The sequence below is a fragment of the Streptomyces coacervatus genome (assembly GCF_029223485.1).
Taxonomy (GTDB): Bacteria; Actinomycetota; Actinomycetes; order Streptomycetales; family Streptomycetaceae; genus Streptomyces; species Streptomyces coacervatus.
The window spans coordinates 1-23,105 of the sequence record NZ_JARHTP010000010.1; the positions used below are offsets into that span (position 1 = coordinate 1).

General features: G+C 68.2%; 20 protein-coding genes and 2 tRNA genes. 17 read left to right on the forward strand and 5 right to left on the reverse strand.

What is annotated here, in order from left to right:
• Positions 1 to 661 (forward strand): serine/threonine kinase C-terminal domain-containing protein (locus tag P2Q00_RS24375; RefSeq protein ID WP_500692111.1); only part of this gene is annotated, 661 nt, incomplete at its 5' end.
• A gap of 75 nt (positions 662 to 736) precedes the next feature.
• Here the strand turns inward: P2Q00_RS24375 and P2Q00_RS24380 are convergent.
• Positions 737 to 2,158, reverse strand: a complete 1,422-nt coding sequence (locus tag P2Q00_RS24380; RefSeq protein ID WP_275774823.1) for an amino acid permease — start codon at positions 2,156 to 2,158, stop codon at positions 737 to 739.
• A gap of 204 nt (positions 2,159 to 2,362) precedes the next feature.
• Here P2Q00_RS24380 and P2Q00_RS24385 point away from each other — a divergent pair, with 204 nt between their 5' ends.
• The gene (locus P2Q00_RS24385; protein ID WP_275774824.1) at positions 2,363 to 2,848 is read left to right on the forward strand and encodes a ribose-5-phosphate isomerase; all 486 of its coding nucleotides are present in this window, start codon (positions 2,363 to 2,365) and stop codon (positions 2,846 to 2,848) included.
• 202 nt (positions 2,849 to 3,050) lie between these two features.
• Positions 3,051 to 3,860, forward strand: coding sequence for an Fpg/Nei family DNA glycosylase (locus tag P2Q00_RS24390; protein ID WP_275774825.1), 810 nt, complete (start codon positions 3,051 to 3,053; stop codon positions 3,858 to 3,860).
• 133 nt (positions 3,861 to 3,993) lie between these two features.
• On the opposite strand, the gene P2Q00_RS24395 is transcribed toward P2Q00_RS24390, so the two are convergent.
• Positions 3,994 to 5,232: a GNAT family N-acetyltransferase gene (locus tag P2Q00_RS24395; RefSeq protein ID WP_275774826.1), complete on the reverse strand. Its 1,239-nt coding sequence runs from the start codon at positions 5,230 to 5,232 to the stop codon at positions 3,994 to 3,996.
• 162 nt (positions 5,233 to 5,394) lie between these two features.
• Here P2Q00_RS24395 and P2Q00_RS24400 point away from each other — a divergent pair, with 162 nt between their 5' ends.
• Both P2Q00_RS24400 and P2Q00_RS24405 read left to right on the forward strand, forming a co-directional pair.
• Positions 5,395 to 6,612 (forward strand): PP2C family protein-serine/threonine phosphatase, encoded by a 1,218-nt coding sequence (locus P2Q00_RS24400; RefSeq protein WP_275774827.1) that lies wholly within the window; start codon positions 5,395 to 5,397, stop codon positions 6,610 to 6,612.
• A 20-nt stretch (positions 6,613 to 6,632) separates the two neighbouring features.
• Entirely contained in the window at positions 6,633 to 7,082 is a 450-nt protein-coding gene (locus P2Q00_RS24405; protein ID WP_275774828.1) for an HD domain-containing protein, read from the forward strand.
• Between the two features lie 83 nt (positions 7,083 to 7,165).
• Here P2Q00_RS24405 and P2Q00_RS24410 read toward each other — a convergent pair whose 3' ends face one another.
• Positions 7,166 to 8,344 carry an acyltransferase family protein gene (locus tag P2Q00_RS24410; protein ID WP_275774829.1) on the reverse strand — a complete coding sequence of 393 codons (1,179 nt, stop codon included), beginning with the start codon at positions 8,342 to 8,344 and terminating at the stop codon, positions 7,166 to 7,168.
• 614 nt (positions 8,345 to 8,958) lie between these two features.
• Here P2Q00_RS24410 and P2Q00_RS24415 point away from each other — a divergent pair.
• Complete coding sequence (locus tag P2Q00_RS24415; protein WP_275774830.1) at positions 8,959 to 9,153, forward strand: hypothetical protein; 195 nt, start codon at positions 8,959 to 8,961, stop codon at positions 9,151 to 9,153.
• A gap of 210 nt (positions 9,154 to 9,363) precedes the next feature.
• Here P2Q00_RS24415 and P2Q00_RS24420 read toward each other — a convergent pair.
• Positions 9,364 to 9,437 (reverse strand) — tRNA-Gly (locus tag P2Q00_RS24420).
• A gap of 130 nt (positions 9,438 to 9,567) precedes the next feature.
• Here P2Q00_RS24420 and P2Q00_RS24425 point away from each other — a divergent pair.
• The 5 genes from P2Q00_RS24425 to clpX all read left to right on the forward strand — a co-directional run bounded on the left by P2Q00_RS24425 (position 9,568) and on the right by clpX (position 14,352).
• Positions 9,568 to 9,644: transfer RNA gene (locus tag P2Q00_RS24425), tRNA-Pro, on the forward strand.
• 146 nt (positions 9,645 to 9,790) lie between these two features.
• A complete protein-coding gene (gene tig / locus P2Q00_RS24430) occupies positions 9,791 to 11,188 on the forward strand; it encodes a trigger factor (RefSeq protein WP_275774831.1) in 1,398 nt (465 codons plus the stop codon).
• Between the two features lie 344 nt (positions 11,189 to 11,532).
• Entirely contained in the window at positions 11,533 to 12,153 is a 621-nt protein-coding gene (locus P2Q00_RS24435; RefSeq protein WP_275774832.1) for an ATP-dependent Clp protease proteolytic subunit, read from the forward strand.
• 50 nt (positions 12,154 to 12,203) lie between these two features.
• Positions 12,204 to 12,884 carry an ATP-dependent Clp protease proteolytic subunit gene (locus P2Q00_RS24440; protein WP_030934342.1) on the forward strand — a complete coding sequence of 227 codons (681 nt, stop codon included), beginning with the start codon at positions 12,204 to 12,206 and terminating at the stop codon, positions 12,882 to 12,884.
• Between the two features lie 178 nt (positions 12,885 to 13,062).
• Positions 13,063 to 14,352, forward strand: a complete 1,290-nt coding sequence (gene clpX / locus P2Q00_RS24445) for an ATP-dependent Clp protease ATP-binding subunit ClpX (protein ID WP_232646231.1) — start codon at positions 13,063 to 13,065, stop codon at positions 14,350 to 14,352.
• 74 nt (positions 14,353 to 14,426) lie between these two features.
• Here the strand turns inward: clpX and P2Q00_RS24450 are convergent, their stop codons facing one another.
• Complete coding sequence (locus tag P2Q00_RS24450; RefSeq protein WP_275774834.1) at positions 14,427 to 15,365, reverse strand: hypothetical protein; 939 nt, start codon at positions 15,363 to 15,365, stop codon at positions 14,427 to 14,429.
• 137 nt (positions 15,366 to 15,502) lie between these two features.
• Between P2Q00_RS24450 and P2Q00_RS24455 the strand changes: the two genes are divergently transcribed.
• The 6 genes from P2Q00_RS24455 to mreC all read left to right on the forward strand — a co-directional run bounded on the left by P2Q00_RS24455 (position 15,503) and on the right by mreC (position 23,091).
• Complete coding sequence (locus P2Q00_RS24455; protein ID WP_275774835.1) at positions 15,503 to 18,127, forward strand: valine--tRNA ligase; 2,625 nt, start codon at positions 15,503 to 15,505, stop codon at positions 18,125 to 18,127.
• Between the two features lie 167 nt (positions 18,128 to 18,294).
• Positions 18,295 to 19,779, forward strand: a complete 1,485-nt coding sequence (gene folC, locus P2Q00_RS24460) for a bifunctional tetrahydrofolate synthase/dihydrofolate synthase (RefSeq protein WP_275774836.1) — start codon at positions 18,295 to 18,297, stop codon at positions 19,777 to 19,779.
• Positions 19,780 to 19,785: 6 nt separating this feature from the next.
• Entirely contained in the window at positions 19,786 to 20,145 is a 360-nt protein-coding gene (locus P2Q00_RS24465) for a DUF4233 domain-containing protein (RefSeq protein ID WP_275774837.1), read from the forward strand.
• Positions 20,146 to 20,215: 70 nt separating this feature from the next.
• Positions 20,216 to 20,629, forward strand: a complete 414-nt coding sequence (gene ndk, locus P2Q00_RS24470) for a nucleoside-diphosphate kinase (RefSeq protein ID WP_030934323.1) — start codon at positions 20,216 to 20,218, stop codon at positions 20,627 to 20,629.
• 300 nt (positions 20,630 to 20,929) lie between these two features.
• Positions 20,930 to 21,949, forward strand: coding sequence for a rod shape-determining protein (locus P2Q00_RS24475; RefSeq protein ID WP_099928866.1), 1,020 nt, complete (start codon positions 20,930 to 20,932; stop codon positions 21,947 to 21,949).
• 188 nt (positions 21,950 to 22,137) lie between these two features.
• Positions 22,138 to 23,091 (forward strand): rod shape-determining protein MreC, encoded by a 954-nt coding sequence (gene mreC, locus P2Q00_RS24480; RefSeq protein WP_275774838.1) that lies wholly within the window; start codon positions 22,138 to 22,140, stop codon positions 23,089 to 23,091.
• Positions 23,092 to 23,105: the final 14 nt, after the last annotated feature.

Sequence of the window (23,105 nt, forward strand, 5' to 3'; positions counted from 1 at the left end):
CCTCCGCACCCCCGGAGGCCCGACCGCCCGCCACCCCAGCCGCAGCCGCCGCCGTACTGTGTTCGTAGCCGTCACCGGCCTGGTCGCCGCCGGTGCCCTGGTCGCCGTAGCCCTACTGATGAACTCCGGGTCGCCCGGAGCGAACCGCACGGCATCCTCGACGTCACCCACGACATCCGCCACCACACCGGCAGGCAGCCCATCGTCCACAGTGGAAGGCACGTCCAGGCCGCAGACCCTGCCGCCGGGCACGCACCGGGAGGCCGGCGGTTTCGCGTGGGCGCCTCCGCAGGGCTGGCGGCGGGATCTGAAGACGGGGGCGGAGGTGCACTACACGTCCCCCGACGGCGCACAGGAGCTCGTGGGCAAGTCGTCCCTCGCCCGCGGCGACCTGATGCAGACCTGGCAGCAGTCGGAGCAGAACGCCCACCGGGGCCAGGACTACCGGAAGATCCGCCTGGAGAAGACGACGTTCCGCGGCAACCCGGCGGTGGTCTGGGAGTACACCTTCACCATGAAGGGCATCCCCTGGCACGCCCGGCTGCTGGGCTTCGACAAGGACGGAAAGTCGTACCAGATCAACACCTGGTACCAGCCGCAGATCGAAACCCAGGCCCTCAAGACCTACGACAAGATCAAGAACAGCTTCGTGGTGCTCTGAGGTGTGTGGCGAGCGGCGCTGTGAGCACGCAAAAGGGGCCCGCGGCGCTCACCACGGGCCCCTTCGGCAGAACGGTCAGCCGGTCTTGACCTTCTCCTGAACGTCCGCCGAGGGTGCGCCCCCAACGACCGCCCGGCCGCCCCCGCGCACCTTCTCCTTCACGAAGGCGACGACGAGCACGACCGCCGCGACGAGTAGCGACAGCAGTACGGTCTCGCGCCCGTCGTGCTCCGTGTCCGTGAGCATGTAGCCCAGCACGAACACGATCAGCGCGGCCGTCGCCCAGGTCAGATACGGGTACAGCCACATCTTCACGACCAGCTTCTCCGGCGCCTCCGCCTGGATGATCTTCCGCATGCGCAGCTGCGAGAAGCAGATGACCAGCCATACGAACAGGGCGACCGCACCACTGGAGTTGATCAGGAAGAGGAAGACCGAGTCCGGGAACTTGTAGTTGAAGAACACGGCGACGAACCCGAAGACGACGGACACGAGGATCGCGGCCATCGGGACGCCCCGAGAGGTCGTCCTCGCGAACGCCCTCGGCGCGTCTCCCCGCTCGCCGAGCGAGAAGGCCATCCGGGAGGCCGTGTACAGACCCGAGTTGAGACAGGACAGCACCGACGTCAGCACGATGAAGTTCATGATCTGACCGGCGTGCGCGATACCGAGGGAGTCGAGGGCCGCGACGTAGGAGCCCTGCTTCTTGATCGACGGGTCGTTCCACGGCAGCAGGGTCACGACGACGAAGATCGAGCCCAGGTAGAAGACCCCGATGCGCCAGATGATGCTGTTCGTCGACTTGGTGACCGCCCGCTGCGGGTCCTCGGACTCACCGGCGGCCAGGGTGGCGATCTCGCTGCCCATGAAGGAGAAGACGACGAGCAGGACACCGGTGAGGATGGCGCCGGGCCCGTTGGGCAGGAAGCCGCCGTGGCCGGTGAGGTTGCTCAGGCCGGCCTTGTGGCTGTCGACGCCCGGCAGCACACCGAAGACGGCGAGCCCGCCGACCACGATGAACGCACCGATCGCGACGACCTTGATCCCGGCGAACCAGAACTCGAACTCGCCGTAGGAACCGACCGAGACGAGGTTGGTGGCGGTCAGCACCGCCATCACGATCAGGGCCCAGCCCCACTGGGGAACGGCCGGCATCCACGCCGCCAGGATCTTGGCACCGGCGGTGGCCTCCACCGCGAGCACCACGACCCAGAAGAACCAGTAGAGCCAGCCGATGGAGAACCCGGCCCAGCGGCCGAGCGCCCGGTCGGCGTGCGCGGAGAACGACCCGGAGGTCGGGTTGGCCGCGGACATCTCCCCGAGCATCCGCATCACCAGCACCACGAGCGTGCCGACGAGGGCGTACGAGAGAAGGATGCCGGGCCCGGCGGTGGCGATACCGGAGCTGGACCCGACAAACAGTCCGGCTCCGATGACACCGCCGATGGCGATCATGGACAGATGTCGGTTTTTCAGTCCGGCCTGGAGACCAGTCATAGGGGGAATTCCTTTGCGCCGGGTGAGCGGTCCCGTACGGATCGCGTACGAGTCGGTCCAGTGAAACGGAGGCAGATGGATTCGTGAACCTTTGAATCCGGATCGTTACTTGAGGTTTCCTTGAGGTTCGTTGGCTGCAGTGGCGATTTCCCTGCCCGGCACCCGAAGCTGCCGCCCGGAAACAGCCATGTCACACTCGGAGCCATGCGCGTGTATCTCGGCTCCGACCATGCGGGCTTCGAACTCAAGAACCACCTCGTCGAGTGGCTCAAGGCAGCAGGCCATGACCCCGTCGACTGCGGCCCCCACATCTACGACGCCCAGGACGACTACCCGCCCTTCTGCCTCCGCGCCGCGGAGCGGACGGCAGCGGACCCCGACTCCCTCGGCATCGTGATCGGCGGCTCCGGAAACGGCGAGCAGATCGCGGCGAACAAGGTCAAGGGCGTACGGGCCGCTCTCGCCTGGAGCGAGGAGACGGCGTCGCTGGGCCGCCAGCACAACAACGCCAACGTCGTGGCGGTGGGCGCACGCATGCACACCCAGGAGGAGGCGACAAAGTTCGTCGAATCCTTCCTGGGCACCCCGTTCTCAGGCGACCCCCGCCACATCCGCCGCATCGACATGCTCACGGACTACGAGACAACGGGCGATTTGCCCGCGATCCCGCCCCACCACCCGCAGCAGTAGTCGTTTCAGCCGGTCGGGGGCTTGGGCTTTCAGCCCGTCCGGCGTTTGAGGACGAGGCCGTTCAGGCCGATCGGGGGTCCAGGGGGCAGAGCCCCCTGGGGATGGGAACGGGTAAGGGCGGCGGGGGCGAGCTGCATCCATCAGCGGCTCCGCCGCGGGCCCCACGCCCGCCCCCACCCACAGACGAACAGGAGCAGCCACCGTGCCTGAGGGGCACACGATTCACCGTCTGGCCAAGGACTACGCCGCCCGCTTCCTCGGCACGACCCCCCACGTCACCAGCCCCCAGGGCAAATTCTCCGACGCGGCAGAACTCCTCACCACCGCCGAACTCACCCACACCGAGGCCCACGGCAAACACCTCTTCCTGGGCTTCCGGGACACCGACTGGGTCCACATCCACCTGGGCCTCTTCGGCAAGGTCACCTTCGGCGACACCCCCGCACCCCCACCCACGGACACCGTCCGCCTCCGCCTCGCCGACACCACGTCGTATGTCGACCTCCGCGGCCCCACGACCTGCGCCCTCATCACGGACGCCGAGAAGCAGGCGATACACGACCGCCTGGGCCCCGACCCCCTCCGCGAGGACGCCACCCCACAGACGGCGTACCGCCGAATCTCCCGCAGCCGTACGACGATCGCCGCACTCCTCATGGACCAGAAGGTGATCGCCGGCGTGGGCAACGTCTACCGCGCCGAGGTCCTCTTCCGCCACGGCATCGACCCGTACCGCGCAGGCAAGGACATCACCCCCGCCGAGTGGGACGTGATCTGGACGGACCTCGTCGAGCTCATGCACGAGGGCGTCCGCAACAACCGCATCGACACCGTCCGCCCGGAGCACACCCCGGAGGCGATGGGCCGCCCGCCGCGCGTCGACGACCACGGCGGCGAGGTGTACGTCTACCGACGGGCCACGCTGCCCTGCCACATCTGCGGCGCCGAGATCCGCACCGCCGACCTCGCCGCCCGCAACCTGTTCTGGTGCCCCACCTGCCAGCCCCGCTGACCGGCTGCCAAGCGCTCCGCGGGTTGTGCCGCGACGGGCCGTCTGTCATCTGCGGGCCCGTCGTGGCTGGTCGCGCAGTTCCCCGCGCCCCTTCAGGGCGCTGTCGTACCGCAGCGGACTTCGCCGGAACCGCTCAGAACCCGTGCGCCAGCCAAGGCGCCACCGTCGAAGCAAACGCCAGCGACGCCTCCGCGAGCGCGCCCTGCCGCAGCTCCCGCACCCGCCCGGCCGCGGCGAGCGCGTCGAGGGTCACGCCACCCAGGTAGGCCGACCCCAACTCCCGTACGGACAGGGCGAGATCGGCGGCCTCCTCCGTACGCGTGCAGGACGCGCCCTTGTGGTCGCCGGCCAGCCGCCAACGCCCGCTGTTCCAGGGGCAGAAGGCGTCCTCGACCTCCAACACCACGTCCACCGGTGCCTGATACGTCCGGGCCTCCAGGGCGGCCCCGACATCCACCAGCCGTACATGCAGCGAGTCCCGGACCAGCAGCGTGCAGCGCCGGATGTCGGACGCCAGGTACTGCCACGGCTCGTCCAGCGGTCGCCGCCGCGCGTCGATCTTCGACGTCAGGTCGATCTCGAACAGAAACCGCCACAACGCCGCATGCGCCGCCGGGTCCAACGCGTCCACGTCCTGCGCGACCACCGTGCCCTTGGGTCCCGAGGCCTCCCAGTCACCCTTGATCCGGAAGCGCGCGTACCCGACGACCTCGCCGCCCCGCTCGGCGAGCACGCACTGCAGCGGCGACGCACCGTCCCGCTCGCTCTCCGGGTCGAGCAGCCACAGCCGCTCCCAGCCCGGAATCCGCGCCACCATCCCCGGCCGCCGCGCGACCAGTTGCGCGTACACCGCCTCGCAGGCGTCGAGTGCGTCGGCCGGTTCGGCGTATCGCAGCCGTACGTCATCGGTGCCGGGCGGCACGGACAGCCGTACGCGTGTCGTGTCGATCTCGGCGTTGACGTGGTACGTCCCGACGCCGTACCCGAACCGCCCGTAGATCACGGGTTCGGACGCCGTCAGGACGGCCAGCGGCTCGCCCCAGGACCGTACGTCGTCCAACTGGCGCCGCATCATGGACGTCAGCAGCCCGCGCCGCCGGTGCGTGGCGGCCACGCTCACCATGGTGACGCCCGCGGCGGGCACCGCGGCGCCGCCGGGCACGGTCAGCCGGAAGGAGAACGCCCCCGCCGTCCCCACGCACACATCACCGTCCCAGGCGCCGATGGAACGGTCCGTCTCGGTGAGCTCGCGCCACAGCGCCCGCTCCTCGGCCGACTCCGGAACCCCGCCGAAGGCGCGGATCAGGTTGTCGTACCACTCGTCCCAGTCGTCCTGGCGCAGCACGCGCAAGTCAGTCACGTCAGTCCCCATGAACCATGCCTACCAGGGCATTGCGGGACGAGCGAGGGAATTTCGTCTTGGCGGACCCGCAACGGCTTTCTGTGAAGTTCACTGTGAAGTTGAACCTCGGACGGGGGACAAGTGGGACCTCCCGTGCCAAGCAGCTGGTCCGATGGATAGGGTCCCGAACTAATGGCAGCAGGACGAGAGCGGCGCGCAGCAGCCGAGACGTTCACGGCCCGGTTGAAGATGCAGTGGCACCGGGCCCGCGTCGGCCTGCGCAGAAGCGCTGTGGACTACTTCCGTGGGGACGGTTCGGACTGGGTCGCGCTGGCCGGTCTGCTGCTCACCGTCCCGCTGATCGCGGCCGTCACGCTCGCCAACTCGGTGTGGTGCTCCCCGGCCGTGCTGGTCCTGCCGATCGTCGCGGGCGGCCTGCTGCTGCGCCCGGCGAGCCTGCTCGGTCTGTATGCGGCCGCGGCCACGGCACTGATCGTGGAGTCGGTGAAACTGGGGCCCTATACGGAGGGCCCTTCCCGTGTCACCCCGGGCGTGGTGCTGGTGGTGGCCGCCTGCGGCTTCTTCGGTCTGCTCATCGCCCAGTTCCGCAGCCGGGTCGGCGTGCCCTGGCGGCGCGGCGGCACGATGCTCTTCGACCTGCGCGAACGCATCCGGGTGCAGAGCAAGCTCCCGCAGCTGCCGGTGGGCTGGCACCGCGAGATGGCGCTGCGCCCGGCGGGCGGCCAGTCCTTCTCGGGCGACTTCGTGGTCGCGGCGCGCACGAACGGCGGCCGCACGATGGAGGTCGTCCTGACGGACGTGTCCGGCAAGGGCATGGACGCGGGTTCGCGTGCGCTGCTGCTGTCGGGGGCATTCGGCGGCCTGCTGGGCTCACTGCCCCCGCATGCATTCCTCCCGGCGGCCAACGGCTACCTCCTCCGCCAGGACTGGGACGAGGGCTTCGCCACCTCCATCCACCTGGTCCTGGACCTCGACTCGGGCGACTACGAGCTCTACTCCGCGGGCCATCCGCCGGGTCTCCAGCTCAGCGCGGGCAGCGGCCGCTGGGAGGAGAAGGCGGCCGAGGGCCCGCTCCTGGGTGTGTACGACGGCGCGCAGTTCGACCCCGTGAAGGGCTCGCTCCGCCCCGGTGACGTGTTGATGCTGTTCACAGACGGCCTTGTGGAGACCTCCGACCGGGACATCGTCGAGGGCATCGACCGCCTCACGGGCGAGGCCGACCGCTATGTCGCCGGCGGCTTCCACGGCGCCGCCTGGCACCTCATCGAGGCGGTGGCCAGGGACGTGAACGACGACCGCGCGCTGCTGCTGATCTGCCGGGAGGGCCCGACGGCAACGGCTCAGACGGCCCAACAGCCGCCGCTGCGAAAGGCGGCACTGGACGAGTGACCGGAACCCCTGGGGAGCCGATGCCCCTGACCGAGGTCGAGGCCACCGCCCGTGCCGCCCACGAAGGGCAGACGGACAAGGCGGGACGGCCGTACGCCGAGCACCTCCGGGCCGTCGCCGAGGGCGTACGCGCGCGTGGCGGCGACGAGGAGCAGATCGCGGCAGCCTGGCTGCACGACGCCATCGAGGACGACGCACTCTCCGCACAGTGGCTGGAGCAGGCCGCGCTGACCCACCGCACGAAGAACATCGTGCTCGCGCTCACCAAGCGCCCAGGGGAGAGCCCGGAGAAGTACGCCCAACGGATCCTCGCCACACCGGGCGCCCTCCTGGTGAAGGAGGCAGACCTGGCCCACAACGCAAACCCGTCCCGCCTGTCCCGCCTCGATGACGAGGCCACCCGGAAACGACTGACCGAGAAGTACACGAGGATGCGCGCACTTCTCGGTCTTGAACTGCCGCCGGTCTAGGAGCGCCCCGTAAGGGGCGCGGGGAACTGCGCGATCAACCACGACGCACCCGCAGACGCCAGACGACAAAGCGTGGCAAATGCTCAGGTGCGGGCCATCTCGCGCTCCCGCGCCAGTTCACCCGCATCCCGCCGGAAAGCCCACTTCATCTCAGGCTCCATGGCGAACTTGAAGACCCACCGCACCGGCCGGGTGCACAGGAACGTCACGGCCCCGGCAAAGACCACAGTCACAAAGATCTCACCGAGCGGCCGGTGCAACCACTTCGGCTCGAACCAGCCGTAGAAGTCCCCGGCCTTCACCAGGAACCCATGCAGCAGATAGCCGTAGAGCGTGCCCGCGCCGAGCGCCGTGAACCACATCCTCCGGCGCGGCACCCACGCGAAGAAGCAGGCGGTCAGCAGCAGCGAGCAGCCGAACAGGGCGAGCACCATGACCGGCCCGGTCCACCACGGCGCGGCCAACTCCTGGGCGGCGTCCCGGTGGTAGAACCACGCGGTGTTCATCCGCGGCACCGCCCACCAGCCGACGGCCAGCGCGGTCGCGAAGACCGGCACCGCCAGTATCCGCATCTTCCGGGTGCGCACCATCCGGAAGTGCTCGGGCTTCATGCACAGGCCAAGCACGAAGTACGGCAGGAACTGCAGGACACGCTGGAGGTCGAGGTCGTTGCCGATCTCCGGCGAGACCGACCCGAACATCGCGATGCCGAGCGCCACGGGCAGCGGCCATCGCAGGGACTTCCACAGCGGGGTCGTCAGGCGCCAGATGAACAGCGCGACCAGGAACCAGGTCAGGTACCAGGGGTCGAGCAGACTGACCGTCATGCCCGGGTCGTGGTCGCCGTAGCGCTTGAAGAGCGAGTACGCCGTCTCGAAGACGACATACGGCACGAGGACACCGGTGACGAGGCGTCTGAGGCGGTCGGGGCGCATGTCGAAACTGCGCGAGAAGTAGCCGGAGATGATGATGAACGCCGGCATGTGGAAGCAGTACACGACCGTGTACACGCCCTCCAAGATGCGGCTGTCACCCTTCAGGGGCTCCCAGGAGTGGCCCATCGCCACCAGCACGATGGCGAGGTACTTCGCGTTGTCGAAGAACGAGTCGCGCTCTTTGCCGGGTTTGGTGGACTTAGTGGATTTGGTGGGCTTGTTCTGCTGTTCCTGCGGTGAGCGCGGACTCGGCACTCCCGACGCCGGCGGCTGTGCCGGAGGGAGCGGCGCTCTGTTCTGGCCGTGCGGTTGCAACGAGTTCGTCACAGACCCTCCCCCCAGAAACTGGGGGAGACGATCCCGGACCTCGCTGCGCGTGCGGGGGACGAGGCAGCGTGAAACATCTGAGGCACCCTAGCGTCGCCTGTGGGTTTTCGTAAAACGCCCCGCGTCGTTCCTGCCTATTGGCTTCGAGTGCCCGTGATTAAAGGAAGTTGACGCCCTCGTGGAGGTGACGGTCAACACACCATTACATGTCCTGGTTGTCACGACTCGTCCCGACTAAACGGGGCATATCACCAGGGGGCGACTCTGGTGGAATGTCCGCTTCATCGGCCTTTTGTGGGGCTGTTGTTGGCAACTTTGCGGTGTCCGTGGCAACAATTCGAAATACCTGCGAACGCGTTGTGTGGACATGGAAACGATCTCGCCGAATTTCCTGTGCGGGTGCACCGTCGAATTGCTGTGCGGGAGGCGGGTGTTGGGGCTCTCGCACGGGCCGTGCCCGCATGGCGGGGGCAAAGGTCCGGCACAGGTGTGACCGACGATGCCTCACCTGCCGCATACAGCGGCCCCGTTGGTGGCACGATGGTTCTGGCGGGGGTGCGCGGGGCTGGCACCCCCGGGCCGGGAGAGCGGACCGACCTAGGGTGTGATCAGTTGTGGCCATTTCACTGTCAGTGGTGCTGCTGTTGGCGATCATCCTGGTGGTGTTGATCAGGGGAGGCTCGATCAAGGCCGGCCCGGCGATCGTCGCGGTGCTCTTCGGCTTCTTCCTCGCGTCGACCGGCATGGCCCCGTCGATCAACCGCTTCCTCAACTCGATAGCGGAGACGATCAACCAGATCAACTTCTGATCCGGTTCTGATCCGGGGAGACGTCCCGCACCAGGTTCAGCCGCAAGGGGTCCGCCGTCCGTCAGGCCGGCGGACCCTTCGCGGCCCCCGCAGTGGACGCGGACGCCCACGCGCAGCGCCGCAGGACGGCTACGCTCCGTGCCCGCTGCCTCGCCCGAAACGACCAGGGCCGGGTCGGAGGAAGATCCTCCGACCCGGCCCTGATGCATATGGAGCGGGCGACGGGAATCGAACCCGCGTAGCTAGTTTGGAAGACTAGGGCTCTACCATTGAGCTACGCCCGCACAGCACGCGCCGCAGGTCAGGTGACCGCGGCACGGAAAGCATCGTAGCGGGTCGGGCCGCCTCGGCGCACACCCCGTAAATGCGGCAGCCGCGCTGCCTGCGGGCATGTACCCTACGTGTCGCACCAGACGGGGTGTGGCGCAGCTTGGTAGCGCGTCCGCTTTGGGAGCGGAAGGCCGTGGGTTCAAATCCCGCCACCCCGACCACGACCGGTCAACACCGGCCACAGGCGCGATCACCTCGCTTGATCGCCTTTGGGGCGTGTCGTCGCTGCCGTTACTATGCAAGCTGCATGCCCGAGTGTCTCTCAGCCGGGCACGATCCCTAAAGTCAGCCCCAAGGAGACCGAACCGTGAAGAGCGCCGTCGAGACCCTGAACCCGACTCGGGTTCGGCTCAGCATTGAGGTGCCCTTCGAGGAGCTCAAGGACAGCCTCGACGCGGCGTACAAGAAGATCAACCAGCAGGTCACGGTGAAGGGCTTCCGGAAGGGCAAGATCCCGGCGCGCGTCATCGATCAGCGGTTCGGCCGCGGTGCGGTCCTGGAGGAGGCGGTCAACGACGCGCTTCCGAAGTTCTACACCGAGGCGGTCAACGAGGCCGACCTGAACGTCCTCGGCCAGCCCGAGGTCGACATCACGGAGCTGAAGGACGGCGAGACGCTGAACTTCACCGCCGAGGTCGACATCCGCCCGGCCCTCGAGATCCCGGACTACTCCGGCATCGAGGTCGAGGTCGACGCCGTCGAGGTGACGGACGAGGACATCGAGAAGTCGGTCGAGCAGCTCCGCGAGCGCTTCGCCTCGACCTCCCCGGTCGAGCGTGCCGCCGAGGACGGCGACGTCGTCACGATCGACCTGGAGGCCAAGGTCGAGGGCGAGGTGCTCGAGGACGGCGTCGCCAGCGGCGTCTCCTACACCATCGGCTCCGGCGAGCTCCTCGACGGCATCGACGACGCCGTGAAGGGCCTGGAGGCCGGTGGCGAGGCCACCTTCACCTCCGAGCTCAAGGGCGGCTCCGCGGCCGGCAAGGAGGCCGAGGTCACCGTCAAGGTCACCCAGGTCGCCGCCCGCGAACTGCCCGAGCTGGACGACGAGTTCGCGCAGCTCGCCTCCGAGTTCGACACCCTCGAGGAGCTCAAGGCGGACAGCCGCAAGCGCCTCGAGAACATGAAGCAGTACGACCAGGCCACGCAGGCCCAGGAGCGAGTCCTGGAGAAGCTGCTCGAGCTGGTCGAGGTCCCGGTCCCCGAGAAGCTGCTCGAGGACGAGATCAACACCCGTAAGCACAACCTCGAGCACCACCAGCTCGGCCAGATGGGCCTCGACCTCGAGAAGTACCTCGAGATCCAGGGCAAGACGGTCGAGGAGTTCGACGCCGAGACCAAGGAAGCCGCGGTCAAGGGCATCAAGACCCAGTTCGTGCTCGACGAGCTCGTCAAGGTCGAGAAGCTCAACGTCAACCAGGAGGAGCTCACCGAGCACCTCATGCGGCGTGCGGCCTCCTCCGGCATGTCCCCCGACCAGTTCGCCCAGGCCGTCGTCGAGGGCGGCCAGGTTCCGCTCCTGGTCGGCGAGGTCGCCCGCGGCAAGGCCCTCGCGGTCGTGGTCGAGGCCGCCACGGTCAAGGACACCAACGGCGAGGTCGTCGACCTGGACGACGAGGACGAGGTCGAGACGGCCGCCGAGGTCGCCGCGGAGGCCACCGAGGCCGACGCCACGGACGCGGACCCGGAGAACACCGAGGGCTGACGCCCACGGCGCTGTGAACGTCGCAGGAAGGGCTCCGGGGGCACACCCCGGGGCCCTTTCTTGGCCTACGGCTCGGGGAGCGCCCTGAAGGGGCGCGGGGAACTGCGCGAGCAACCACACACAGCCCGCAGCCGCCCACGTACGGGCACAGTCACGGCGAGTAGACAGCGGCCCACCCGCCGGAGGCGCTACGCCCCCGGCGAACACCCCCCTCTGCGGGATTCCCCGACGGGACCAGCGCGTTAGGGTCCATGAATACGGGGGGAGTGGAGTCCCCGACGGCTCCAGCCCCGCAGGGATACGTGAGACGGCCCGGCGCCGTCGTAAGACGAGCAGGTGGATACGTGACGAATCTGATGCCCTCCGCCGCCGGCGAGCCTTCCATCGGTGGTGGCCTCGGCGACCAGGTCTACAACCGGCTGCTCAACGAGCGGATCATCTTCCTCGGCCAGCCGGTCGACGACGACATCGCAAACAAGATCACCGCGCAGCTGCTGCTCCTTGCCGCCGCGGACCCCGACAAGGACATCAACCTCTACATCAACAGCCCCGGCGGCTCGATCACGGCCGGCATGGCGATCTACGACACCATGCAGTTCATCAAGAACGACGTGGTGACCATCGCCATGGGCCTCGCCGCCTCGATGGGCCAGTTCCTGCTCAGCGCCGGCACCCCGGGCAAGCGCTTCGCGCTCCCGAATGCCGAGATCCTCATCCACCAGCCGTCCGCCGGCCTGGCCGGCTCGGCCTCGGACATCAAGATCCACGCCGAGCGGCTGCTGCACACGAAGAAGCGCATGGCTGAGCTCACCGCCCAGCACACCGGACAGTCGTTCGAGCAGATCACCCGCGACTCCGACCGCGACCGCTGGTTCGACCCCGAGGAGGCCAAGGAGTACGGCCTCATCGACGACGTCATCACCGCGGCCGCCAACATGCCGGGCGGCGGCGGCACCGGGGCCTGAGGCCCCAGCGCAGCCCCCAGCCGACCGCCTCAGCCTCTAGGAGACAGACAGTGAACGACTTCCCCGGCAGCGGCCTGTACGACCGCTCACGCGCCGAGTACACGGGCCCCACGGCGGAGTCCCGTTACGTCATCCCGCGCTTCGTCGAGCGCACCTCGCAGGGCATCCGCGAGTACGACCCGTACGCGAAGCTCTTCGAGGAGCGCGTGATCTTCCTGGGCGTCCAGATCGACGACGCCTCCGCCAACGACGTCATGGCGCAGCTGCTGTGCCTGGAGTCGATGGACCCCGACCGGGACATCTCGGTCTACATCAACAGCCCCGGCGGCTCCTTCACGGCGCTGACCGCGATCTACGACACGATGCAGTTCGTGAAGCCCGACATCCAGACGGTCTGCATGGGCCAGGCGGCCTCCGCCGCCGCGATCCTGCTGGCCGCCGGTACGCCGGGCAAGCGCATGGCGCTGCCGAACGCCCGCGTGCTGATCCACCAGCCCTACAGCGAGACGGGCCGCGGTCAGGTCTCCGACCTGGAGATCGCCGCGAACGAGATCCTGCGGATGCGCGCGCAGCTGGAGGAGATGCTGGCCAAGCACTCCACCACGCCGATCGAGAAGATCCGCGAGGACATCGAGCGCGACAAGATCCTCACGGCCGAGGAGGCACTCTCGTACGGCCTGATCGACCAGATCATCTCCACCCGGAAGATGAACAACGCCGCCGTCCGCTAGGCGGAGGCTGTATCGTCTGCCGCCCCTTGGCACGGTAAGTGTGCTTTGACACGCTGCACGTCAAAGTGAACCGCGCCAAGGGGGGCCCGAACGGGGGGCCCGGCAAGGTACCGTCGGATTAAGGCAGCACCAGGAGCCGCTGGACGTAGGCGTCTCCCAGGCGAAGGGGAAGCACACCGTGGCACGCATCGGTGACGGCGGCGATCTGCTCAAGTGCTCGTTCTGCGGCAAGAGCCAGAAGCAGGTCAAGAAGCTCATCGCAGGGCCTGGTGTGTACATCTGCGACGAGTGCATCGACCTCTGCAACGAGATCATCGAGGAAGAACTCGCGGAGACGAGCGAGGTGCGCTGGGAGGAACTCCCCAAGCCCCGCGAGATCTACGAGTTCCTCGAGGGCTACGTCGTCGGCCAGGAGCCGGCGAAGAAGGCCCTCTCGGTGGCGGTCTACAACCACTACAAGCGCGTCCAGGCCGGCGAGAACGGCGGGGCCAACGGCCGTGACGACGCGATCGAGTTGGCGAAGTCCAACATTCTTCTCCTGGGACCGACCGGCTCGGGCAAGACCCTGCTGGCCCAGACCCTGGCCCGCATGCTGAACGTCCCCTTCGCCATCGCCGACGCGACGGCGCTCACGGAGGCGGGCTATGTCGGCGAGGACGTCGAGAACATCCTGCTCAAGCTGATCCAGGCGGCCGACTACGACGTCAAGAAGGCCGAGACCGGGATCATCTACATCGACGAGATCGACAAGGTCGCGAGGAAGAGTGAAAACCCTTCCATCACCCGCGATGTGTCGGGCGAGGGCGTCCAGCAGGCCCTGCTGAAGATCCTCGAAGGCACCACGGCCTCGGTCCCCCCGCAGGGCGGCCGCAAGCACCCCCACCAGGAGTTCATCCAGATCGACACGACGAACGTCCTGTTCATCGTGGGCGGCGCGTTCTCGGGCCTGGAGAAGATCATCGAGTCGCGCGCAGGGGCCAAGGGCATCGGCTTCGGCGCGACGATCCGCTCCAAGCGCGAGCTGGAGGCCAAGGACCAGTTCGAGGACGTCATGCCGGAGGACCTGGTCAAGTTCGGCATGATCCCCGAGTTCATCGGCCGCCTCCCCGTCATCACCTCGGTCCACAACCTGGACCGCGAGGCCCTGCTCCAGATCCTGGTCGAGCCGCGCAACGCGTTGGTGAAGCAGTACCAACGTCTCTTCGAACTCGACGGTGTGGAACTGGACTTCGAGCGCGAGGCCCTGGAGGCCATCGCCGACCAGGCCATCCTCCGCCAGACCGGCGCCCGCGGCCTGCGCGCCATCATGGAGGAAGTCCTCATGTCCGTGATGTACGAGGTCCCGTCCCGCAAGGACGTGGCCCGCGTGGTCGTCACGGCGGACGTCGTCCACTCGAACGTGAACCCGACCCTGATCCCGCGCGATGCGCGCAACGGGCGGGGGCCGGGGGAGCAGAAGACGGCGTAACCGCTGTACCGCACACGGCGAAGGGGCCCCGGTCGACCGACCGGGGCCCCTTCGTGTGGTCGAGGCGTACGGCGTCAGGCCTTGACGCGCACGTCGTTGCGGAGCTTGGCGGTGAGTGCCGCCGCGTCGTCCAGCGAGGTGGTCTTGCCCGAGGCCATGGAAGCCAAGTCGTACGAGATCACGTAGGCGAGGGTGCTGTGGTCACCCCAGATGCAGAACGGCATCTTCACGGTCTGGCCGGAGGTCGTGGTCTCGACCGCCTGGCACTTCATGATGCCGTTGTCGAAGCCGGCCGGCTTGAACTCCTGGGGGCTGCCCACGAATTTGCCGCCGGACGAGCTCTTCTCGGCCTCCGTCTTGTTCTGGGCGAACATGGCGTCGACGGTCTTCTCCGGGTCGTCGATGGTGCCGTACACGCCCATGAACATCAGGTTCTTCGCGGTGAGACCCGATCCCGCGGTGTAGGCCGCGCTGACGTCCTTGGCGTTCTGGACGCCCCACGCCTCGGCGTCCTTGATGTCCTTGTCGGTCATCTGGCCGGCCGCGGAGTCGCTGCCCTTCTTGTACTGCCCGGAGATGACCGTCGCCGGCGCCGTCAGCTTGTGCGCCCCGTCGTCCGCGATGCTGCTTGCGCTGCTGCCCCCGTTGGTCACGAAGTACACCCCGACACCGATGGCCGCCACGACCGCCACCGCGGCGATGATCAGGGCTGCCTTCTTGCCGCCGCCACCGCCGGGCACCGGCGGCTGCGGGACGGTGTAGGGCTGCTGGCCGTACGGAGCCTGGCCGTAGGGCGGCTGCTGCTGGCCGTACGGCGGGGTCTGCGGGGGCACGCCCTGCGGCGGCTGCTGCGGGTAGCCGTACCCGGGCTGCGGCTGGGTCGGCGGCTGCTGGGGGTACCCATAGCCGGGCTGGGGCGCCTGCGGCGGCTGCTGGCCGTATGGCCCCGGCTGACCGTACGGACCGGGCTGCTGGGGCTGCCCGCCGTACGGGCCCGGCTGGTTGTAGCTCATTACTGGGTTCCCCTCCAGAATGTTTATGTGGTGCCGACATCCTGGCGCAGGCATGGACAGCGCACCGCATCGGGGCCCCTACCGTTACAGAGCAAACACGTTTCGGGACATGCCCGCGACACCCCTAAACTGACCCCGTGACCGAGAACGCTCATCAGCAGCCATCAGCGCCCGACTCCGAACTGCCGACCCAGTACGCGCCGGCCGACGTAGAGGGGCCGCTGTACGAGCGCTGGGTAGAGCGCGGTTACTTCGAGGCGGACGAGAAGAGTGACAAGCCGCCCTACACCATCGTCATCCCGCCGCCGAACGTCACCGGCAGCCTGCACCTCGGGCATGCCTTCGAGCACACGCTCATCGATGCGCTGACGCGGCGTAAGCGCATGCAGGGCTTCGAGACGCTCTGGCAGCCAGGCATGGACCACGCCGGTATCGCCACGCAGAACGTCGTCGAGCGCGAGCTGGGCAAGGAAGGCAAGTCCCGGCACGACCTCGGGCGCGAGGCGTTCGTCGAGCGTGTCTGGCAGTGGAAGGGCGAGTCCGGCGGGCAGATCTCCGGACAGATGCGGCGCCTCGGCGACGGCGTCGCCTGGTCCCGTGAGCGCTTCACCATGGACGAGGGGCTGTCCCAGGCCGTCCAGACCATCTTCAAGCGGCTCTACGACGACGAGCTGATCTACCGCGCCGAGCGCATCATCAACTGGTGTCCGCGCTGTCTGACGGCCATCTCCGACATCGAGGTCGAGTACCAGGACGACGACGGCGAGCTCGTCTCGCTGAAGTACGGCGAGGGGGAGGAGACGCTGGTCGTCGCCACCACTCGCGCCGAAACCATGCTCGGTGACACGGCCGTCGCCGTTCACCCCGAGGACGAGCGCTACAAGCACCTGATCGGCAAGCTCATCAAGCTGCCGCTGACGGACCGTTCCATCCCGGTCGTCGCGGACGAGCACGTCGACCCGGAGTTCGGCACGGGCGCCGTCAAGGTCACCCCGGCCCACGACCCGAACGACTTCGAGATCGGCCAGCGGCACAACCTGCCGGCCATCACGGTCATGGACGAGCACGCGGTCATCACCGTCCACGGCCCCTTCCAGGGCCTGGACCGCTTCGAGGCCCGCTCCGCCATCGTCGCCGCGCTGCGCGCCGAGGGCCGGATCGTCGCCGAGAAGCGGCCGTACGTCCACAGCGTCGGCCACTGCTCGCGCTGCAAGACCACCATCGAGCCGCGGCTGTCCATGCAGTGGTGGGTCAAGGTCGGCCCGCTCGCCAAGGCCGCGGGTGACGCGGTCCGCGAGGGCAAGGTCAAGATCCATCCGCAGGAGATGGAGAAGCGGTACTTCGACTGGGTCGACAACCTCCACGACTGGTGTATTTCACGGCAGTTGTGGTGGGGGCATCGGATTCCCGTCTGGTACGGGCCGAACGGCGAGGTCGTCTGCGTCGGCCCCGACGAGGAGCCCCCGAGCGGCGAGGGCTGGCGTCAGGACACCGACGTCCTCGACACCTGGTTCTCCTCGGGCCTGTGGCCCTTCTCGACCCTCGGCTGGCCCGAACAGACCGAGTCGCTCGCGAAGTTCTACCCGAACTCCGTCCTGGTCACCGGCTACGACATCCTCTTCTTCTGGGTCGCCCGGATGATGATGTTCGGCCTGTACGCGATGGACGGCACCCCGCCGTTCCACACCATCGCCCTGCACGGCATGGTCCGCGACCAGTTCGGCAAGAAGATGTCGAAGTCCTTCGGCAACGCGGTCAACCCGCTGGACTGGATGGACAAGTACGGCAGCGACGCGCTCCGGTTCACGCTCGCGCGCGGCGCCAACCCCGGCGTCGACGTCCCGATCGGCGAGGACTGGGTCCAGGGCTCCCGCAACTTCGCCAACAAGATCTGGAACGCCACGCGCTTCGCGCTGATGAACGGCGCGACGGTGGACGGGCCGCTGCCGGACGCGTCGAAGATGTCCTCGACCGACCGCTGGATTCTGTCCCGTCTCAACTCGGTCGTCGCCGAAGTCGACGCGCTCTACGAGGACTACCAGTTCGCGAAGCTCTCCGACGCGCTGTTCCACTTCGCGTGGGACGAGGTCTTCGACTGGTACGTCGAGCTGTCGAAGACGACGTTCATCGCGGGCGGTGAGGCGGCCGAGGTCAGCAAGCGGGTCCTGGGCGAGGTCCTGGACGTCACCCTGAAGCTCCTCCACCCGGTCGTCCCCTTCGTCACGGAGACCCTGTGGACCACCCTCACGGGCGGCGAGTCGGTCGTCATCGCGGACTGGCCGGCGGACAGTGGCTTCCGTGACGCGGGTGCCGAGAAGGAGATCGAGACCCTCCAGTCGGTCATCACCGAGGTCCGCCGCTTCCGCGCCGACCAGGGCCTGCAGCCGGGTCAGCGGGTTCCGGCCCGTCTGACGCTGGACGGCACGGCGCTGGCCCCGCACGAGGCGGCCATCCGCCAGCTGCTGCGGCTGCAGCCGGAGGGCGACTCCTTCACGGCCACGGCGACCCTGCCGGTCGGCGGCGCCGAGGTCGCCCTCGACCTCTCCGGCACGATCGACGTGGCGGCGGAGCGCAAGCGCCTCGCGAAGGACCTCGCGGCCGCCGAGAAGGAGAAGGCCCAGGCCACCGCCAAGCTCGGCAACGAGGCGTTCCTGGCGAAGGCCCCGGACCAGGTGGTGGACAAGATCCGCGGGCGGCTGGCCAAGGCGGACGAGGACATCGCCCGCATCCAGGCCCAGCTGGACCGGCTGCCGGAGGCGTAGGCGGTTGTACGTGGATGAAGGCCCCCGGCGCTGCAAAGCGCCGGGGGCCTTGTCTTTAGGGGCGCGGGGAACTGCGCGACCAGCCACAACGCACCCGCACCCGCCAGACAAGCCCGGCCACCCCACTCCGTAGGCACGCTGTCAGTCCCCGTCCGTAGACTGGCCCCGTGAGTGACAGCGATCCCTTCGACGAGATCATCGCGGAAGAAACCGACCGCGACCCCGACCTCGCGGTCATCGAGGCCGGCAGCCGCACCCTGCGCACCCAGGGCGGCCCGCCGGAGGCAGACGTGCCCGCGCGCCCCGAGGACCCGGAGGTCGACAAGGCTCTCCGCGAGGTCGAGGCCGACCTGGCCACCCGCTGGGGCGAGACCAAGCTCGAGCCGTCCGTCAGCCGCATCGCCGCGCTGATGGACGTCCTCGGCGAGCCGCAGCGCTCGTACCCCTCGATCCACATCACGGGGACGAACGGCAAGACCTCCACGGCCCGCATGATCGAGGCCCTCCTCGGCGCCTTCGAACTGCGCACCGGCCGTTACACCTCCCCCCACGTCCAGTCGATCACCGAGCGCATCAGCCTCGACGGGGCGCCTATCTCCGCCGAGCGCTTCATCGAGACGTACGACGACATCAAGCCGTACATCGAGATGGTCGACGGACAGCAGGAGTACCGGCTGTCCTTCTTCGAGGTGCTGACCGGCATGGCGTACGCGGCCTTCGCGGACGCCCCCGTCGACGTCGCCGTGGTGGAAGTGGGGATGGGCGGCTCCTGGGACGCCACCAACGTCATCGACGGGGACGTCGCCGTCGTCACCCCCATCGACCTCGACCACACCGACCGCCTCGGCGAGACGCCCGCCGCGATCGCCACGGAGAAGGCCGGGATCATCAAGCAGGACGCGACGGTCATCCTGGCCCAGCAGCCGGTGGACGCGGCCCAGGTGCTCCTGAAGAAGGCGGTCGACGTCGACGCCACCGTGGCCAGGGAAGGGCTGGAGTTCGGGGTCGTCGCCCGTCAGGTCGCCGTCGGCGGACAGCTGCTCACCCTGCGCGGGCTCGGCGGTGAGTACGGAGAGGTCTACCTCCCGCTCCACGGCCCCTATCAGGCGCACAACGCCGCCGTCGCGCTCGCCGCCGTAGAGGCGTTCTTCGGCGTCGGCTCCCAGCGGCCCCAGCCGCTCGACATCGACACCGTCCGCAAGGCCTTCGCGGCCGTCTCGTCGCCGGGGCGACTCGAAGTCGTACGGCGCTCGCCGACCGTCGTCCTGGACGCCGCCCACAATCCGGCGGGCGCCCGCGCCACCGCCGAAGCGATCGGTGAGGCCTTCGACTTCAGTCGCCTGATCGGCGTGGTGGGCGCGAGCGGCGACAAGAACGTGAGAGGCCTCCTCGAAGCCTTCGAGCCGATCTTCGCCGAGGTCGTCGTCACGCAGAACTCCAGCCACCGTGCGATGGACGCCGACGAACTGGCCGCGATCGCTGTGGAGGTGTTCGGCGACGAACGGGTCCAGGTCGAGCCGCGGTTGCCGGATGCTCTGGAGGCCGCGATCACGCTGGCCGAGGAGGAGGGCGAGTTCGCGGGCGGCGGTGTGCTCGTCACGGGCTCCGTCATCACCGTCGGCGAGGCCCGACTGCTGCTGGGGAGGGGCTGACAACTCGTGCGTACGCTCTGTGCTTCGACCCTGATCGGCGAGTTCTTCGTGATCGGCTTCGCCGGACTGGTCGCCATGAAGGACCCCGACCTGGCCACGTCGACGGTGTGGACGGTCAGCGGCATCGCGATGTTCCTGTGCCTGGCGCTGTGCGGTGTCGTGACGCGTCCGGGCGGGGTCGCCCTCGGCTGGGCCCTCCAGGCCGTGCTCATCGCCTCGGGTTTCGTCGTTCCGACGATGTTCTTCCTGGGTGCGGTCTTCGCGGCCCTGTGGTGGGCCTCGGTGCACTACGGACGGAAGATCGACGAGGCGAAGGCGAGATTCGCGGCGGACCGGGCCGGCTCCTCCACACCTGACGCTGCGTAACAAGGGCCTGGACACGCCCTGTAATCTTCGAACACCCCCGCACATCCTTGATCATCCATAGGAGCCCGCAGTGACCCAGCGCACCCTCGTCCTGCTCAAGCCCGACGCGGTCCGCCGTGGCCTGACCGGCGAGATCATCAGCCGTATCGAGCGCAAGGCCGGCTGGCAGATCACGGCGCTGGAGCTGCGCACCCTGGACCAGGAGACCCTGGAGCAGCACTACGGCGAGCACAAGGGCAAGCCCTTCTACGAGCCGCTGGTGGAGTTCATGGCCTCCGGTCCGGTCGTCGCGCTGATCGTCGAGGGCGAGCGGGTCATCGAGGGGCTGCGCGCGCTCGCCGGTCCGACCGACCCGATCGCCGCCGCCCCCGGTTCCATCCGCGGTGACTACGGAGTGATCGTCCGCGAGAACCTGATCCACGCGTCCGACTCCGAGGAGTCCGCCGAGCGCGAGGTGAAGATCTTCTTCCCCGGCCGCGGCTGAGCGAAGAAACCATGAATTCTTGAGTGGCCGTCAGGTCGCTCGCCCGCCTGACCTGGGACGGCCGAGAGTTTCCGGCCGTCCCCTGGCATATGCGTGCCGATCGGGGGAACGAGTGCCTCCGATGGAACGTCTCCACAAGCGAGGCGGCACTTCATCTGCTGACAATGGCGAAGACCCTCGCGCAGTGTTCGTGCAGGCGCGTCTACGATGGAAGCCTTCACGTCACAGCACCCACTTCGCCGACCTGAAAAGCCCTCAAAAGCTCCCAGGAAGGCCAGACGAATCCTGATGGGGAACTCAATGTCGTTCATCGGCCGTGACATGGCTGTCGACCTCGGGACCGCCAACACGCTGGTGTACGTCAGGGGTCGTGGGATCGTACTCAACGAACCGTCCGTCGTCGCGATCAACACCAACACCGGTGGCATCCTCGCGGTCGGCGCCGAGGCGAAGAAGATGATCGGTCGGACCCCTGGCAACATCGTTGCCGTACGTCCGCTGAAGGACGGTGTCATCGCCGACTTCGAGATCACCGAGCGGATGCTCCGCTACTTCATCCTGAAGATCCACAAGCGGCGGTATCTCGCGCGGCCGCGCGTCGTCGTGTGCGTGCCCTCCGGCATCACGGGTGTCGAGCGCCGTGCCGTCATCGAGGCGTCGTCCCAGGCCGGCGCTCGTCAGGTGCACATCATCGAGGAGCCGATGGCCGCGGCGATCGGCTCCGGCCTGCCGGTCCACGAGGCCACGGGCAACATGGTGGTGGACATCGGCGGCGGCACCACGGAGGTCGCGGTCATCTCGCTCGGCGGCATCGTCACGGCCCAGTCCATCCGCGTCGCCGGCGACGAGCTGGACAACGCGATCATCCAGCACATCAAGAAGGAGTACTCCCTCCTTCTCGGTGAGCGGACGGCCGAGCAGATCAAGATCACGATCGGTTCGGCCTACGACCTCGACGACGACCAGCACACCGAGATCCGCGGCCGGGACCTCGTCTCCGGACTGCCCAAGACCGTCGTCATCTCCGCCGCCGAAGTACGCAAGGCCATCGAGGAGCCGGTCAACGCCATCGTCGACGCCGTCAAGACGACCCTCGACAAGTGCCCGCCGGAGCTGTCCGGCGACATCATGGACCGGGGGATCGTGCTGACGGGCGGCGGGGCGCTGCTGCGCGGCCTTGACGAAAGGCTTCGGCGCGAGACCGGGATGCCGATCCATATCGCCGAAGACCCGCTGGACAGCGTGGCGCTCGGCTCGGGCAAGTGCGTCGAGGAGTTCGAGGCGCTCCAGCAGGTGCTGGACGCCCAGCCGCGCAGATGACATAACACTTCGATTCCGCCGTACGGGACGATCTCCTCTCGTACGGCGGATCGTTGATATAGAGGCAGTTGGATATAGAGGCATAAGCTCGCCCATAAGCCTCTGCACGTTTGAACTGAACACCTGAACCTTTGAACTGAACACCTGAACCTCTGCACATTCCTATGAGGAAGGCACGGCCGCCGCACGTGAGGGACACACGAGAGAGCCGGCTGCTCCTGGTGCTGCTGATCGCCATCGCGTTCGCGCTGATCACGGTGGACATCCGCGGCGGGGAGGACTCACCCGTCGACGGTGCGCGTCAGGTCGCGGCCACGGTGTTCGGCCCGATCGAGGACGGTGTGTCGTCGGCGGTCAACCCGGTCGGCGACGCCGTCTCCGCGGTCCGTGACTCGGGCACCAGGCACGACCGGCTGGCCCGTCTGGAGACGGAGAACGCGGCCCTCAAGGCGAAGCTCGGCAGCGACGACCGCAACCGCAGCCGGCTCAACCAGCTCGACAAGATGCTGAAGGTCTCCGCCGAGGGCCAGTACGGCATCAAGGGCGCCCAGGTCATCGCCATAGGAGCGGCCCAGGGCTTCTCCTGGACGATCACCATCGACGTCGGCGCCAACGACGGCATCAAACGGGACATGACCGTGCTGAACGGGGACGGGCTGGTCGGGCGGGTCACCAACGTCGGCCCCGACGCCTCGACCGTTCTCCTCGCCAACGACCCGGACTTCACCGTCGGCACCCGCATGGAGGGCAGCGACGAGCTCGGCTTCGCCACCGGGCAGGGCGATCGCCCGCTCCGGGTGGAACTGCTCAACTCCAAGGCGGACGTGAAGAAGGGCGACCGGCTCGTCACCTTCGGCTCCGAGGCCGACAAGCCCTTCGTGCCGGGCGTCCCGGTCGGTGTGGTCTCCCGCGTCGACCCGTCCGGCGGCGACCTCACCCGCACCCTCTACGTCACGCCGTACGTCGGCTTCTCCAAGCTCGACATCGTCGGCGTCGTCGTAGAGGCCCCGAAGAAGGACCCGCGCGACACGGTGCTTCCGAACAAGCCCAAGCCGACGCCCACGCCGACGGTCACCGTCACGGTCACCCCGTCCGCGACCGCGTCCGCGTTCGCGACCGCATCGCCCGGCCAGACCCCGTAGCAGTAGGAGCTGAA

What these genes read in the sequence shown, in the direction of transcription:
- P2Q00_RS24380 (WP_275774823.1), bottom strand. Translation starts at nt 2,158, where the DNA reads ATGACTGGTCTCCAGGCCGGACTGAAAAACCGACATCTGTCCATGATC.
- P2Q00_RS24450 (WP_275774834.1), bottom strand. Translation starts at nt 15,365, where the DNA reads ATGAGCTACAACCAGCCGGGCCCGTACGGCGGGCAGCCCCAGCAGCCC.
- P2Q00_RS24405 (WP_275774828.1), top strand. Translation starts at nt 6,633, where the DNA reads ATGCCCCTGACCGAGGTCGAGGCCACCGCCCGTGCCGCCCACGAAGGG.
- P2Q00_RS24395 (WP_275774826.1), bottom strand. Translation starts at nt 5,232, where the DNA reads ATGGGGACTGACGTGACTGACTTGCGCGTGCTGCGCCAGGACGACTGG.
- P2Q00_RS24400 (WP_275774827.1), top strand. Translation starts at nt 5,395, where the DNA reads ATGGCAGCAGGACGAGAGCGGCGCGCAGCAGCCGAGACGTTCACGGCC.
- P2Q00_RS24385 (WP_275774824.1), top strand. Translation starts at nt 2,363, where the DNA reads ATGCGCGTGTATCTCGGCTCCGACCATGCGGGCTTCGAACTCAAGAAC.
- P2Q00_RS24475 (WP_099928866.1), top strand. Translation starts at nt 20,930, where the DNA reads ATGTCGTTCATCGGCCGTGACATGGCTGTCGACCTCGGGACCGCCAAC.